General features: G+C 71.7%; 10 protein-coding genes and 1 riboswitch. Of the genes, 4 read left to right on the top strand and 6 right to left on the bottom strand.

Annotated elements, in window-relative coordinates:
- A complete protein-coding gene (gene dnaE / locus NV263_RS23735; protein WP_263248829.1) occupies nt 1–3594 on the bottom strand; it encodes a DNA polymerase III subunit alpha in 3594 nt (1197 codons plus the stop codon).
- A gap of 162 nt (nt 3595–3756) precedes the next feature.
- Here dnaE and NV263_RS23740 point away from each other — a divergent pair, with 162 nt between their 5' ends.
- The 4 genes from NV263_RS23740 (at nt 3757) to NV263_RS23755 (ending at nt 7699) form a co-directional block, all read left to right on the top strand.
- On the top strand, nt 3757–4770 hold the full coding sequence (locus NV263_RS23740; RefSeq protein WP_263248830.1) for an AsnC family protein: 1014 nt from the start codon (nt 3757–3759) through the stop codon (nt 4768–4770).
- Nucleotides 4771–4915: 145 nt separating this feature from the next.
- Nucleotides 4916–6007 (top strand): Re/Si-specific NAD(P)(+) transhydrogenase subunit alpha, encoded by a 1092-nt coding sequence (locus NV263_RS23745; RefSeq protein ID WP_263254334.1) that lies wholly within the window; start codon nt 4916–4918, stop codon nt 6005–6007.
- Nucleotides 6008–6017: 10 nt separating this feature from the next.
- The gene (locus NV263_RS23750) at nt 6018–6323 is read left to right on the top strand and encodes an NAD(P) transhydrogenase subunit alpha (protein WP_263248831.1); all 306 of its coding nucleotides are present in this window, start codon (nt 6018–6020) and stop codon (nt 6321–6323) included.
- A complete protein-coding gene (locus tag NV263_RS23755; protein ID WP_263248832.1) occupies nt 6320–7699 on the top strand; it encodes an NAD(P)(+) transhydrogenase (Re/Si-specific) subunit beta in 1380 nt (459 codons plus the stop codon). Before NV263_RS23750 ends, NV263_RS23755 begins: the two co-directional genes overlap by 4 nt.
- Before the next feature lie 80 nt (nt 7700–7779).
- Here the strand turns inward: NV263_RS23755 and NV263_RS23760 are convergent, their stop codons facing one another.
- The 5 genes from NV263_RS23760 to ileS all read right to left on the bottom strand — a co-directional run bounded on the left by NV263_RS23760 (nt 7780) and on the right by ileS (nt 14661).
- Nucleotides 7780–8031 (bottom strand): hypothetical protein, encoded by a 252-nt coding sequence (locus tag NV263_RS23760; protein ID WP_263248833.1) that lies wholly within the window; start codon nt 8029–8031, stop codon nt 7780–7782.
- A gap of 269 nt (nt 8032–8300) precedes the next feature.
- Complete coding sequence (locus NV263_RS23765) at nt 8301–9188, bottom strand: RluA family pseudouridine synthase (RefSeq protein WP_263254335.1); 888 nt, start codon at nt 9186–9188, stop codon at nt 8301–8303.
- A gap of 41 nt (nt 9189–9229) precedes the next feature.
- Entirely contained in the window at nt 9230–9832 is a 603-nt protein-coding gene (lspA, locus tag NV263_RS23770) for a signal peptidase II (RefSeq protein WP_263248834.1), read from the bottom strand.
- Nucleotides 9833–9880: 48 nt separating this feature from the next.
- On the bottom strand, nt 9881–11215 hold the full coding sequence (locus tag NV263_RS23775; RefSeq protein ID WP_263248835.1) for an aminotransferase class V-fold PLP-dependent enzyme: 1335 nt from the start codon (nt 11213–11215) through the stop codon (nt 9881–9883).
- A gap of 37 nt (nt 11216–11252) precedes the next feature.
- Nucleotides 11253–11368, bottom strand: a riboswitch (SAM riboswitch).
- Nucleotides 11369–11499: 131 nt separating this feature from the next.
- Entirely contained in the window at nt 11500–14661 is a 3162-nt protein-coding gene (gene ileS, locus NV263_RS23780; protein ID WP_263248836.1) for an isoleucine--tRNA ligase, read from the bottom strand.
- Nucleotides 14662–14842 lie beyond the last annotated feature (181 nt).

The raw sequence follows: 14842 nt of genomic DNA on the forward strand, positions 1-14842 counted from the left end.
TCAGAAGGCTTCGAAGCAGCCCGCGCCGAGCAGGCCCTTCAGCTCGCCCTGCAACCCGTTCTCGGTGGACACGAAGTAGTCGCTGGACAGCGCGAGGCGGGTGGTGCCGCGCGGGCTCTGCAGCTTCACGTGCACCGGGGTGGTGCCCGCGTGCGCCTGCAGGGTGCGCTTGAGCTCGGTGACCAGCGACTGGTCGACCCGGTTGACCGGCACCTTGATCACGAACGCCGGGCTGGTGCCCGGGTCGGTCTCGGCCGCCGAGATGTCCACCTGCACCGCGTCCGAGGCGAACACGCTGATCGTGCCCTCGCGCTCGTTGATGCGGCCCTTCACGGCCAGGGCGGTGTCCTCGACGAGGCAGTCGGCGAACATCTCGTAGGACTTGGGGAAGAACAGCACCTCCACGCTGGCGTCGAGGTCCTCCAGCGTGACGATCGCCCAGGGCTGGCCGTTCTTGTTGATGCGCCGCTGGATGCCGGAGATCATCCCGGCGATCTTGACCTGGTCCTTGCCGTTGCCGCCGCCGTGCTCGCGCTCGCCGCCGACGAGGTCGGCGATCCCGGTGTCCTGGTACGGCGCGAGCAGCCGCTCCGCGCCGTCCAGCGGGTGCGCCGAGACGTACAGGCCCAGCATCTCCCGCTCGTAGGACAGCAGCTGCTTGCGGGGCCATTCCTCCGGGGTGAACTGCAAGTGCGCCAGCGGCGAGGAGTCGCCGCCGCCGTCGGCGGCGGGATCGGCGCCGAACAGGTCGAACTGGCCCATGGCCTGCTGCCGCTTGAGGCCGATGACCGCGTCGACGGCCTGTTCGTGGTGCTGCGCCAGGGACATCCGGGTGTGCCCCAGCGAGTCGAAGGCGCCCGCCTTGATCAGCGACTCGATGACCCGCTTGTTGCAGGCCACCATCTCGGACTTGTCGAGGAAGTCGGTGAACGAGGTGTAGCGGCTCTTGTCCTCGCGGGTGGCGATGATCGAGGAGACCACGTTGGAACCGACGTTGCGGATCGCGGTGAGGCCGAACCGGATGTCGGAGCCGACGGCGGTGAAGGTGTCGCGGGAGTCGTTGACGTCCGGCGAGAGCACCTTGACGCCCATCCGGCGGCACTCGGCGAGGTAGACCGCCATCTTGTCCTTGTTGTCGCCGTTGGCGGTCAGCAGCGCCGCCATGTACTCGGCCGGGTAGTTGGCCTTCAGGTACGCCGTCCAGTACGCCACCAGGGCGTAACCGGCCGCGTGCGACTTGTTGAACGCGTACCCGGCGAACGGCAGGACCGTCGCCCACAGCTTCTCGATGGCCTCCTCGGAGAAGCCCTGCGCCAGCATGCCGTCCCGGAAGCCCTCGAACTCCTGGTCCAGGACCTCCTTCTTCTTCTTGCCCATGGCGCGCCGCAGGATGTCGGCTCGACCGAGGCTGTACCCGGCGACCCGCTGCGCGATCGCCATGATCTGCTCCTGGTAGACGATCAGACCGTAGGTCTCGGCCAGGATGTCCTTGAGCGGCTCGTCCAGCTCGGGGTGGATCGGCTCGACCGGCTTCTTGCCGTTCTTGCGGTCGGCGTAGTCGAAGTGCGCGTTGACCTCCATCGGGCCCGGCCGGTACAGCGCGTTGCAGGCCACGATGTCGGCGAACTCGGTCGGCTGCATGCGCTTGAGCAGTTCCCGCATGCCGCCACCTTCGAGCTGGAACACTCCCAGGCTCTCCCCGCGCGCCAGCAGTTCGTAGGTCTTGGCGTCGTCGAGGGCGAGGGTGGACAGGTCGATGTCCCGGTCGTGGTTGGCGTGCACCATCTTCAGCGCGTCGCCGAGGATGGTGAGGTTGGACAGTCCGAGGAAGTCCATCTTGAGCAGGCCGATGGCCTCGCAGGACGGGTAGTCCCAGCCGGTGATGATCGAGCCGTCGTCGCGCGCCCACAGCGGGACGGTGCCCATCAGCGGCTGCGAGGAGAGGATCACCGCGCACGCGTGCACACCGGCGTTGCGGATCAGCCCTTCCAGACCGCGCGCGGTGTCGAAGATCTGCGAGACGGTGGGGTCGGTCTCGATCAGCCCGCGGACCTCGGCGGCCTCGGCGTAGCGCTCGTGCTGCGGGTCCACGATGCCCGACAGCGGGATGTCCTTGGCCGCGATCGGCGGCGGCAGCGCCTTGGAGATCTTGTCCGCGATGGCGAACCCGGGCTGGCCGTGGTGCACCCGCGCGGCGTCCTTGATGGCCGCCTTCGTCTTGATCTTGCCGAAGGTGATGACCTGGGCGACCTTCTCCCGGCCGTACTTGTCGATCGCGTACTGCAGCACCTCGTCGCGACGGCGGTCGTCGAAGTCGAGGTCGATGTCCGGCGGGGAGTCGCGCTCCGGGTTGAGGAACCGCTCGAAGATCAGCCCGTGTTCCAGCGGGTCGAGGTTGGTGATGTGCAGGATGTAGGCCAGCAGCGAACCCGCCGCGGAACCACGGCCCGGTCCGACGTGGATGCCCTGCGACTTGGCCCACCGGGTGAGGTCACCGACCACCAGGAAGTACGCGCAGTATCCCTTGGTGTCCAGCACGTCCAGTTCCTTCTGGATGCGCTCGCGGCACTCCTGGCTGGGCCCGTCCGGGTACCGCGTGGGCAGGTAGTGCTCGATCTCGGCGGCCAGCAGTTCCCGCTCGCTCTTGCCGCTGTCGTCGGCGACGCGCGGCATCCGGTCCTGGTAGTTCCAGACGTCCTCGTAGGACTCGACCCGCTCGGCGATCAGCAGCGTGTTGTCCGCCGCGCCGGGGACCTCGGAGTCCCAGTACTCGCGCATCTCCTCGGCGGACTTGAGGTAGTAGCCGTCGCCGTCGAACTTGAACCGGCTCTCGTCGGACAGCGTCTTGCCCGACTGGACGCACAGCAGCGCGCCGTGCGACTCGGCCTGGTCGACGGTGACGTAGTGGCTGTCGTTGGTCGCCACCGGCTTGAGGTCCAGCTGCTTGGCGATCCGCAGCAGCCCCTCGCGCACCGACCGCTCGATCGGCAGCCCGTGGTCCATCAGCTCCAGGAAGAAGTTCTCCTTGCCGAAGATGTCCCGGTAGTCCGAGGCGGCCTGCAACGCCTCGTCGAACTGCCCCAGTCGCAGCCGGGTCTGCACCTCGCCCGAGGGGCACCCGGTGGTCGCGATGATCCCCTCGGCGTGCTCGGCGATCAGTTCCCGGTCCATCCGCGGCTTGCGGTAGTAGCCCTCGAAGCTCGCCCGGCTGGACAACGTGAACAGATTGCGCAACCCGGTGGCGTTGGCCGCCAGCATCGTCATGTGCGTGTACGCACCGGCACCGGAGACGTCACCGCCCTCGCCGTACTCGTCGGTGGCGCGCTGCTTGGCCTCGCCCCAGAACACCGGCTTCTTGTGGTACCGGCTGCCGGGCGCCAGGTACGCCTCGATCCCGATGATCGGTTTGATCCCGGTCTTCTTCGCCTGCTGGTAGAACTCGTCCGCACCGAACATGTTGCCGTGGTCGGTCATGCCCACCGCGGGCATGCCCAACCGTTGCGCCTCGGCGAACAGCGCTCCGACCTTCGCCGCACCGTCGAGCATCGAGTACTCGGTGTGCACGTGCAGGTGGACGAAGGGGTCGACGGGCACGGGGAGTCCTCCTTCACATCGGGGTGGCGGGAGAGGTGCCAGCCTAACTCCGCGGCCGGACGAGATCGTCGATATCCCCTGGCGTTGCGCGGGTTCGGCCGGACCAGGCGGTCGGCCCGCCCTTTGACGCCCGGTCCACCGGAGCGGGTAGCGTGGCACGACGTGGCTGGCCCTGATCCCGTGGACGTGCGACTGCTGACCGTCGTCGCCGAGATGGGCCGTGCGGCGGTCCCGGAGATCGCCGGTCGGCTCGGCATGGACGTGCGCGAGGTCGCGGCGCGGTTGGCCGCGCTGTCCACCACGGGACTGCCGATGATCGTCGGGGTCGAGTGCGACCAGCAGGGCATCCGCAACGCGCTCGCCGCCGCGCAGGCGTGGGCGGCGCAGAACGCGGCCAGCGGGCCGTACCCGGTGCACAACCAGCCCAGCGGTGGCTACCCGGTGCAGCCTCCCAGCGGCCCCCAGCAGGTGCCCCCGAACCAGCCCAGCGGCGGGTACCCGGTGCACCACCAACCCAGCGGATCCCACCCGGTGCAGCCCGGGCCGGCCGCGTCCGGCCCGTACAGCGCACCGCACCCGGTGCGGACCGGCCAGTCCGGACCGCAGCAGTTCGTGCCCGCACCGCCGCCCACCTTCGGCCCGCAGCAACCCGCCCAGCCCGCGCCACCGGACCCGGTCGGCACCTGGGGCCCGCCCGGTTCGGCCGCGTGGGCGCGCGGCGACCAGCGCGTCCCCGCCCGACCGCCCGCGGCGCGCACCGGCAAGGTCGGTTCCAAGCTCGACGTGGACGGCCTGGAGGGTGAGCGGATCACCATCCAGCTCGTCGAGGTGGTCGACCCGGCGGATTTCCTGTTCACCGCGGCCGGCTACGAACTGCAGGAAGGCGAACGCGCAGTGGTGGTGCACACCGAGCTGACCAACCGCGGCGCCACGCCGTTCACCTCGCTGCCCGACCTGTACCTGGAGCTGGTCGCCGAGGACGGGTCGACGATCTCGAAGGCCCCGGTGTCGCTGTCGTCGCGTCCGCCGCACCGGATCGGCGTGCCGCCCGGCGAGACCGCCGGTGGCCACACCGTCTACGTGCTCCCGGAGTCGACCGAGCTGTCGGCGGTCCGCTGGTCGCCCCGGCCGGGCGACGAGGAACGCTCCCTGACCTGGGACATCACCGACCTCTGAGGACCCGTCCCGGCACCGGGAGTCCCCGAGTTCCGGGAAATTCGGCAACCCCGCGCCCCGGCACCGACCTGCGGCTGCGTCTGTCCGCGTGATCCTCGGGCGCGTGCTCTTGCGGAACGCGCCCGCGTGTGGACAGCTGGTGTGCATGAGCTCCCCCGAAGGCGGCGCCGCGGTCGGCGTCCCGCGCGAGTCGCGCCCGGGCGAGCGCCGGGTGGCGCTCGTGCCCGGGGTGGTGGAACGGCTGCGCCGGGTCGGCCTGGACGTGGTCGTGGAGCCCGGGGCCGGGCAGGCCGCGCTGATCCCGGACGCGGCGTTCGAGAAGGCCGGGGCCCGGCTCGGCGACCCGTGGTCCGCCGACGTCGTGGTCAAGGTCGCCCCGCCCTCGGCCGAGGAGGTCGACAGGCTGCGCTCCGGTGCCGCGCTGATCGGTTTCCTCGAACCGCGCACCGAACCGGACGTGGTGCGGCGGCTGCGCCGGGCGGGCGTGGCGGGCTTCGCCCTGGAGTCGATCCCGCGCATCTCCCGCGCCCAGTCGATGGACGCGCTGTCCTCGCAGGCCAACGTCGCCGGGTACCGGGCGGTGCTGCTGGCGGCCACCGAGTGCACCCGGTTCTTCCCGATGCTCACCACCGCGGCCGGAACGGTGAAACCGGCGTCCGCGCTGGTGCTGGGCGTGGGCGTGGCGGGCCTGCAGGCGCTGGCGACGGCCAAGCGGCTCGGCGCCCGCACCACGGGCTACGACGTGCGGCCCGAGGTCGCCGACCAGGTGCGCTCGGTGGGCGCGCAGTGGCTGGACCTCGGCCTGGAGGCGGTCGGCGAGGGCGGCTACGCCCGCGAGCTGACCGCCGAGGAGCAGGCCGAGCAGAGCCGGTTGCTCGCCGACGCGGTCACCGGCTTCGACGTGGTGATCACCACCGCGCTCGTGCCGGGGCGTCCGGCACCGCGACTGGTGCCCGCCGACGCGGTGCGGGGGATGCGGCCGGGCAGCGTGGTCGTGGACCTGGCCGGGGCGACCGGCGGCAACTGCGAGCTGTCCGAACCGGGCAGCACCGTGGTGGTGCACGACGTCACCGTCGCCGCGCCGCTGAACCTGCCGGCGAGCATGCCGGAGCACGCCAGCGAGCTCTACGCCCGCAACGTGCAGGCCCTGCTGGAACTGCTGGTGGTGGACGGGCGGATCGCGCCGGACTTCTCCGACGAGGTGCTCGCCGCCTGCTGCGTGACGCGCGAGGAGTAGGAGGTGGCGGATGTTCCTGGCCGACCTGGCGGTGCTGGTGCTGGCGGGGTTCGTCGGCTTCGCGGTGATCTCGAAGGTGCCGAACACGTTGCACACCCCGCTGATGTCGGGCACCAACGCCATCCACGGCATCGTGCTGCTCGGCGGCGTGCTCGTACTCGGGTCCGGTGTGGACAGTCCACTGTCGAAGGTGCTGCTGCTGGTGGCGATCGTGTTCGGCACCATCAACGTGGTCGGCGGTTTCCTGGTCACCGACCGGATGCTGGGCATGTTCAAACGCCGCCCGGACGCCGCGCGGAAGGACGCTGACCGGTGATCGAGCTGCGTTCGGTCCTCTACATCCTCGCCTTCGCGCTGTTCATCCACGGCCTGATGGGGCTGACCGGACCGCGCACCGCGGTGCGCGGCAACGCCACCGCCGCGGCCGGGATGGTCGTCGCGATCGTCGCGACCCTGCTCACCCCGGGCATGCACGACTGGTGGCTCATCGCGCTGGGCCTGGTGCTCGGCGCGGTCATCGGGGTGCCCGCCGCCCGACGGGTCCGGATGACGGCGATGCCGCAGATGGTGGCGCTGTTCAACGGGGTGGGCGGCGGCGCGGTGGCGCTGACCGCGTGGGTGGAGTTCCGCCAGTCCGGCGGGTTCACCGGCGAGCCGCTGTTCGTGGTGGTCGCGTCGCTGTTCGCCGCGATCGTCGGCTCGGTGTCGTTCTGGGGCTCGCTGGTCGCCTTCGGCAAGCTCCAGGAAGTCCTGCCGGGACGTCCGATCACCGCCGGACGGTTCCAGACGCCGCTGAACGTCCTGGTGCTGGCCGGCGCGCTCGCGTGCGCGGTGGCGATCGGGCTGGGCGCCGGGCACGAGGCGCTGATGGTGGCCGTGCTGGTGCTGGCGGGCCTGGCCGGGATCGCGGTGGTGCTGCCGATCGGCGGCGCCGACATGCCGGTCGTGGTGTCGCTGCTCAACGCGTTCACCGGGCTGTCGGCGGCCGCGGCGGGGCTGGCGCTGAGCAACACCGCGATGATCGTGGCGGGCATGATCGTCGGCGCGTCCGGTTCGATCCTCACCGACCAGATGGCCAAGGCGATGAACCGGTCGATCCCGTCGATCGTGGCGGGCGGTTTCGGCGGCGGTGCGGCGGTCGCCGAGGTCACCGAGGGTGGCACGGTGCGCTCCACCAGCGCGTCCGACGCCGCGATCCAGCTCGCCTACGCCGGTCACGTCATCGTGGTCCCCGGCTACGGCATGGCCGTCGCGCAGGCCCAGCACGCCGTGCAGGACATGGCGAAACTGCTGCTGGACCGGGGTGTGGAGGTGGACTACGCGATCCACCCGGTCGCCGGGCGGATGCCCGGGCACATGAACGTGCTGCTGGCCGAGGCCGACGTGCCGTACGACCGGCTGCGCGAGATGGACGAGATCAACGACGACTTCGCCCGCGCCGACGTGGCGCTGGTGATCGGCGCCAACGACGTCACCAACCCGGCGGCGCGCAACGACCCGGGATCGCCGATCTACGGCATGCCGATCCTCAACGTCGACCAGGCGAAGACGATCATCGTGCTCAAGCGCTCGATGCGCGCCGGGTTCGCCGGGATCGACAACCCGCTCTACACCGACCCGAAGACGGCGATGCTCTTCGGCGACGCCAAGGACTCGGTGCGCGAGGTCATCGAGGAGCTGAAGGCGCTCTAGAACTCGTCCCACGAGCGGCGTCAGCCGCTCACCGCGCCTTCCCGAGCAGGCGCGCCGAGCCGCGCGACCGGAACGACCCGCTAGCTGCGGCGGAACCAGTCCAGCGCGCTGCGCCGCGGCCGTTCGGGCTTGTCGCGGCTGCGGTACCGCAGCGTCGGCCACTCGCCGGGCCCGTCACCGGCCCGCTCCTGCGGTTCGCCGAGCACGGCGGGCGAACCGGGTCCGACGTCCTCGCCGCGGATGACGTCCGCCAGGTTCTGCTCGCCCTCCTCGCCCGGGCCCTGCACCGGGATGCCGGTCGGCGGGGTGGGTGCGTCGGGATCAGGTGTCATGAATCCCCCTCGCGTCCGTGGGATGTCCACGGTACCGGGCGTTTCAGGTCTTTGAACCTGGTCCTCGGCAAGCGGCGTCAGCCGCTTTCTCTTTCGGTGAGTGGTCTCGCAGCTGGCACCGCCGCGGGTTCTCAGCGGTCGGCTCGCGAGGACAGCCCCGACGCTGTGTATTGGGCATACATGAGTCGGGGCTCCCGGAGCCGAGACGGCCGCTGAGGTTCCGCCACCGGCACCGCCACGCACGACGAGTTCGGAGACAGGCACTGAACTCAGCCGTCCTGGGCCCGCACCACGTCGAGCGCGTGCTGCAGGTCGTCCGGGTAGGGGCTGTCGAAGCTCACCCACCGGCCGTCGGCGGGGTGCTCGAAGCCGAGCGTGCGCGCGTGCAGCCACTGCCGCGTGACGCCGACGCGGCGGGCCAGCGCCGGGTCGGCGCCGTAGGTCAGGTCCCCGACGCAGGGGTGCCGGATCGCCGAGAAGTGCACCCGGATCTGGTGCGTGCGCCCGGTTTCCAGCTTGACGTCGACCAGTGACGCGGCGCGGAACGCCTCGATCGTCTCGTAGTGGGTGATGCTGGGCTTGCCGCCGGTGACGACGGCGAACTTGTAGTCGTGGCGCGGATGCCGGTCGATGGGCGCGTCGATGGTGCCCCGGCTCGGGTCCGGATGCCCCTGCACCAGCGCGTGGTACCGCTTGTCGACGGTGCGCTCCTTGAACGCCCGCTTGAGCGCGGTGTAGGCGTGCTCGCTCTTGGCGACGACCATGACCCCGGTCGTCCCGGCGTCCAGGCGGTGCACGACGCCCTGGCGTTCGGCCGCGCCCGAGGTGGCGATGCGCACGCCCGCGGCGGCCAGCCCGCCGACCACCGTCGGCCCCTCCCAGCCGGGGCTCGGGTGCACGGCGACGCCGATCGGCTTGTCCACCACCACGATGTCGTCGTCCTGGTGCAGGATCTGCAGGCCGTCCACGGGCACCGCGACGACCTGCACCGGCTGTTCCGCCGCCGGCAGCACGACCTCCAGCCACGCCCCGGCCACCAGCCGGTCCGACTTGCCCGCCGGGCTGCCGTCGAGCAGCACGTCCCCGGATTCGGCCAGGCCCGCGACGGCGCTGCGGGACAGGCCGAGCAGCTTGGACAGGCCCGCGTCCACCCGCATGCCGTCGAGCCCTTCGGGCACCGGCAGTGTTCGAAGATCGGTCACGACGTCTTCCCCGCCACCTGCTTGTTCCGGCGATGCACCCTGCCGTCGTAGTCGCGGCCGAACAGCGACAGCAGGACGACCAGCACGCCGCCGCAGACGATGCACGAGTCCGCCACGTTGAACACCGGCCACACGCCGCCCCACGGCGCGAACACCGAGATGAAGTCGACCACGTGGCCCTGCAACGGGCCGGGCGCGCGGAACAGCCGGTCGGCGAGGTTCCCGCAGGCGCCGCCGAGCACCAGGCCGAGCCCGACGGCCCACCCCGGCGAGCGCAGCTTCGGCGCCAACCACACGATCACGCCGACGACCACGATCGCCAGCAGGGCCAGCACCCACGTCATGCCGGTGGCCAGCGAGAAAGCCGCGCCCGGATTGCGCAGCACGTCGAAGTACACCAGGCCGCCGAGCAACCGCACCGGCGGTTCGCCCTCCAGGTTCGCCACGACCGCGACCTTGGAGCCGACGTCCACTCCGAGAGCGACCACGGCGACGCCGAACAGCAATGCCAGGAGCTTCCGGGATCCCGGCCGTTCGTCGCGTCCGCCGACCGACTCGGCCTGCTCTTCGGGTGACTGCTCGGTGCTCACGGAACCCATTGTCCCCGACCGCTCACGACCGGCGAGCACCAGGACCACACGTCCGGGTCACGCGAGCCGCTCGGGGACCTCCCGGGGGTCGTCGACCGGGGCCCAGCGGCCGTCCTGCTGGGCGTAGCGCCATCGCGGGCCGTCGGTGACCAGGCCGCGCAGCGCCGCGGCGAGGCGGTCCACGTGCTCGACCGCGGTGCCCAGCCCGATGCTGGCGCGCAGGGCGCGGTGGGAGTCGGAGCCCGCGCGCTCCAGCAGGCCGCGCACGGCGAGGTGGGCGCAGAACAGCCCGTCGCGGACGCCGATGCCGTGCTCGGCGGACAGCGCCGCGGCCAGCAGCCCCGGGTCCTGGCCGTCGACGGTGAAGCTGACCACCCCGACCCGGTCGTGCTCGGCCCCGAACAGCGCGAGCTCCCGCAGTCCCGGCACCTCGCCGAGCCGGGTGCGGAGTCGGCGCAGCAGCACCTCCTCGTGCCCGGTGACGTCGCGCCAGCGACCGGCGAGCGTCTCGCACGCGACCGCCAGGGCGTGCACGCCGACGGTGTTCGGCGACCCCGCCTCGTGCCGCTCCGGGCCGAGCGCCCACTCGACGGACCGGTCCTGCACCGACCGGGTCGCGCCGCCACCGGCCAGGTAGGGGGCGGCGGCGTTGAGCCAGTCCGCCCGGCCGACGAGGGCGCCCGCGCCGAACGGCGCGTACAGCTTGTGGCCGGACAGCGCGACGTAGTCCACGCCGAGCTCGCCGATGCGCACCGGCCGGTGCGGCGCGAGTTGCGCCGCGTCGAGCGCCACCCGGGCCCCGCGGCGGTGCGCCACCCGCGCCAGCTCCGCGACCGGCCACACCTCGCCGGTGACGTTGGAGGCGCCGGTGAGCACCGCCAGCCGCGGCCCCTCCGGGCACGCGGCGAGCGCGCCGTCGAGCGCCTCGGCGGCCTCCGCCGCCGACGACGGCGCCGGCAGCCGCCGCACCCCCGGAGTGGTCCACGGCAGCAGCGCGGCGTGGTGCTCGGTGTCGAACACGACCACCGACGTCCCGCGCGGAAGCGCCCGGGACAGCAGGTTCAACGCATCGGTGGTGTTGCGGGTGAACACCACGGAGTCGGTGCGCCGCGCACCGACGAACGACCGCAGCACGTCCCGCGCGCCCTCGTACACCCGGGTGCACACCTGGGAGGCGAACCCGGCTCCCCGGTGCACGCTGGCGTACCAGGGCAGCAGGTCGTTGACCGCGTCCCGGACCGCTTCCAGGCACGGCGCGCTCGCGGCGTGGTCGAGGTTGGCGTAGCCGATCCGGCCGCCGGTGAGGAGCGGGACCGGGAGTTCCCGGCCCACGACGGCGGGAACGGCGTGCTCCGCGGTGGACTGGAGCGCAACGTCGACGGCAACGGACACGATGCCCCTCCTCGGGCCTCGTCGGACCCGTCCAGGGGGTCCGCGCTTGCCGGGTCGCCCTGCGCGACCGGCCAGGTCCTCACCCGGGGCACCCCACCGCGGTTGGAGGGTTGCCGGCCAGCGAGCCGGGGCTTCGCGCTGGCGCTCTTGACCTTCGGGACTGCAAAGTAGACAACCGCCACCGCCGCGGGCAACGGGCTTCCCACGACCCGGGAGCGGTCTGCGTCACACCGAGCGGCGCCGCCGGGCCGGGAGGAGCTCCCCGGCCGGCGGCGCCCGGGTCGTCAGACGCGGGTGACGGCCACCGCGATCTCGGTGCCCTCACCGACGGTTCCGGTGAAACCGCCGTCGACGGCACCGGCGGCCACCGAGTCCGCGAGGGTCTCCCCGGCGACGAACTCGCGGTGCGCCTGCACCGCGGCGAGCACCTCCTCCGGCGCGGACACGGTGACGGTGATGCGGTCCGACACCCGGAAGTCGGCGTCGCGGCGGGCCTGCTGGACGACGCGCACCACGTCGCGGGCCAGTCCTTCGGCGGCCAGCTCCGGACCGACCTCGCAGTCCAGCGACACCAGTCCGTCACCACCGGGCAGCGCGGCCGCAGCACCGGTGTCGGTGGACACCAGCCGCTCGGTGAACTCGCCGTCCCGCAGCTCGATCCCGGCGGCGACGACGGCGCCCGCCGGGGTGCGGTTCCACTCCCCCGACTTCACCGCCTTGATCACCTTCTGCACGTCGCGACCCAGCCGCGGCCCGGCGGCCCGGGCGTTGACCGCGATCTCGAAGCGGCCGTGCGCGGCGACGTCGGTGCTCAGCTCGACTTCCTTGACGTTCACCTCGTCGCGGATGAGGTCGACGAACGGCCGCAGCGCCTCCGCACCCGGGGTGGCGACGACGAGCCGGGCCAGCGGCAGCCGCACGCGCAGCTTGTTGGCCTTGCGCAACGCCAGCGCCGCCGAGCACACCTGCCGGACCCGGTCCATGGCCGAGACCAGCGCGGCGTCCGCGGGCAGCTCGTCGACCAGCGGCCAGTCCGCCAGGTGCACCGAGCGCCCGCCGGTGAGCCCGCGCCACACCGCCTCGGCGGTCAGCGGCAGCAGCGGCGCGACGACGCGGCAGGTCACCTCCAGGACGGTGTGCAGGGTGTCGATCGCGTCGCGGTCGCCCGACCAGAACCGGTCGCGGGACCGGCGGACGTACCAGTTGGTCAGCACTTCCAGGAAGTCCCGCACGCTCGCGCAGGCGCCCGCGAGGTCGAACGAGTCCATCGCGGACTGCACGTCCCCGACCAGCTCGTGGGTCTTGGCCAGCACGTACCGGTCCAGCACGTGCTGGCTGTCCACTCTGGACTCACCGGCGACGCCTTCGGCGTTGGCGTACAGCGCCAGGAAGTACCAGGAGTTCCACAGCGGCAGGACCGCCTGGCGCACCGCGTCGCGGATCCCGCGCTCGGTGACCACCAGGTCGCCGCCGCGCAGGATCGGGCTGGACATCAGGAACCAGCGCATCGCGTCCGAGCCGTCGCGGTCGAAGACCTCGTTGACGTCCGGGTAGTTGCGCTTGGACTTCGACATCTTCAGCCCGTCGTGGCCGAGCACGATGCCGTGCGCCACCACGTTGCTGAACGCGGGCCGGTCGAACAGCGCGGTGGCCAGCACGTGCAGCGTGTAGAACCAGCCGCGGGTCTGGCCGTTGTACTCGACGATGAAGTCGCCCGGGTAGTGGTGCTCGAACCACTCGGCGTTCTCGAAGGGGTAGTGCACCTGCGCGAACGGCATCGACCCGGACTCGAACCAGCAGTCCAGCACCTCCGGCACCCGGCGCATGGTGGACTTCCCCGTCGGGTCGTCCGGGTTGGGCCGGGTGAGCTGGTCGATCTCCGGGCGGTGCAGGTTCGCCGGCCGCACCCCGAAGTCGCGCTCCAGCTCGTCCAGCGAGCCGTAGACGTCGGTGCGCGGGTGGTTCGGGTCGTCGGAGACCCACACCGGGATCGGCGAGCCCCAGTACCGGTTCCGGGAGATGTTCCAGTCGCGCGCGTTCTCCAGCCACTTGCCGAACTGGCCGTCCCGGATGTGCCCCGGAACCCAGTTGATCTGCTTGTTCAGCTCGACCATGCGGTCGCGGAACTGGCTGACCGACACGAACCAGGACGACACGGCCCGCTGGATCAGCGCGTTGTCGCAGCGCCAGCAGTGCGGGTAGGGGTGGTCGTAGGTCTCGTGCCGCAGCAGCAGCCCGGCGTCCTTGAGGTCGCGGGCGATCTGCTTGTTCGCCTCGAAGACCTGCAGGCCCGCGTACGGCGGCACCTCGGCGGTGAACCGGCCGTGCGCGTCGACCGGGACGACCGGCTCGATCCCGGCCGCGTCGGTGACGACCTTGTCCTCCTCACCGAAGGCGGGCGCGATGTGCACGATCCCGGTGCCGTCGTCGGTGGTCACGTAGTCGGCGGAGAGCACCCGGTGGGCGTTCTCCCGGCCGACGAAGAAGTCGAACGGCGGCGCGTACTCCGCGCCGAGCAGGTCGGTGCCCTTGAACCGCGCCACGACGTGGTCGGCGACGTCCTCGCCCAGCTCCCGCGCGTACGCGCCCAGCCGCGCCTCGGCGAGCACGTACCGCTCGCCGCTGTTGCCCGGGGCGACCAGCACGTAGTCGACGTCCGGGTGCACCGCGGCGGCCAGGTTGGACGGCAGCGTCCACGGCGTGGTGGTCCACACCAGGGCCAGCGCGCCGTCGTAGCTCTCGCCGGGCGCCTTCAGCCGCAGCCCCACGGTCACCGCCGGGTCCTGCCGCTGCCGGTAGACGTCGTCCATGCGCGTCTCGGTGTTGGACAGCGGCGTCTCGCAGCGCCAGCAGTACCACAGGACCCGGAATCCCTCGTAGACCAGACCCTTGTCCCACAGGGTCTTGAACGCCCACATGACGCTTTCCATGTAGTCCAGGTCGAGCGTCTTGTAGTCGTTCTCGAAGTCCACCCACCGGGCCTGCCGGGTGACGTAGTCCTCCCACTCGGAGGTGTAGCGCAGCACCGAGGTCCGGCACGCCTCGTTGAACTCGGCCACGCCCATCGACTCGATCTCGGACTTCGAGGAGATGCCGAGCTGCTTCTCCGCCTCGACCTCGGCGGGCAGCCCGTGGCAGTCCCAGCCGAACCGGCGCTCCACCCGACGGCCGCGCATCGTCTGGTAGCGCGGCACCGCGTCCTTGACGTACCCGGTGAGCAGGTGGCCGTAGTGCGGCAGGCCGTTGGCGAACGGCGGGCCGTCGTAGAAGACGAATTCGTTGGCGCCGTTGACGCCCGCCTCCCGGGCCTCCACCGACGCGCGGAACGTCTTGTCCCCGGCCCAGAAGTCCAGCACCTGCCGCTCGATCTCGGGGAAGGACGGCTGGGCGGCCACGCCGCTGCCCGGCGTCTCGGCGCCGCTGAACTGAACCTTCGGATAAGCCATCGCGGATGTGCTCCTCGCGGTGTTGCGTCGATTCCGCCGCACAGTCACCGGAAACCGGTGCCCACGCGGGGACGACACCTCGTGCGCCTGTCGCACGAGTTCCGCGGTACCACCCCGCTTGCCGTCCGGCGCCGCTCGCGCGGACTCCGGACGACCCCTCTTTGACCGGCTGTGACGGGCC

This window comes from Saccharopolyspora rosea (assembly GCF_025643595.1).
GTDB lineage: Bacteria > Actinomycetota > Actinomycetes > Mycobacteriales > Pseudonocardiaceae > Saccharopolyspora > Saccharopolyspora rosea.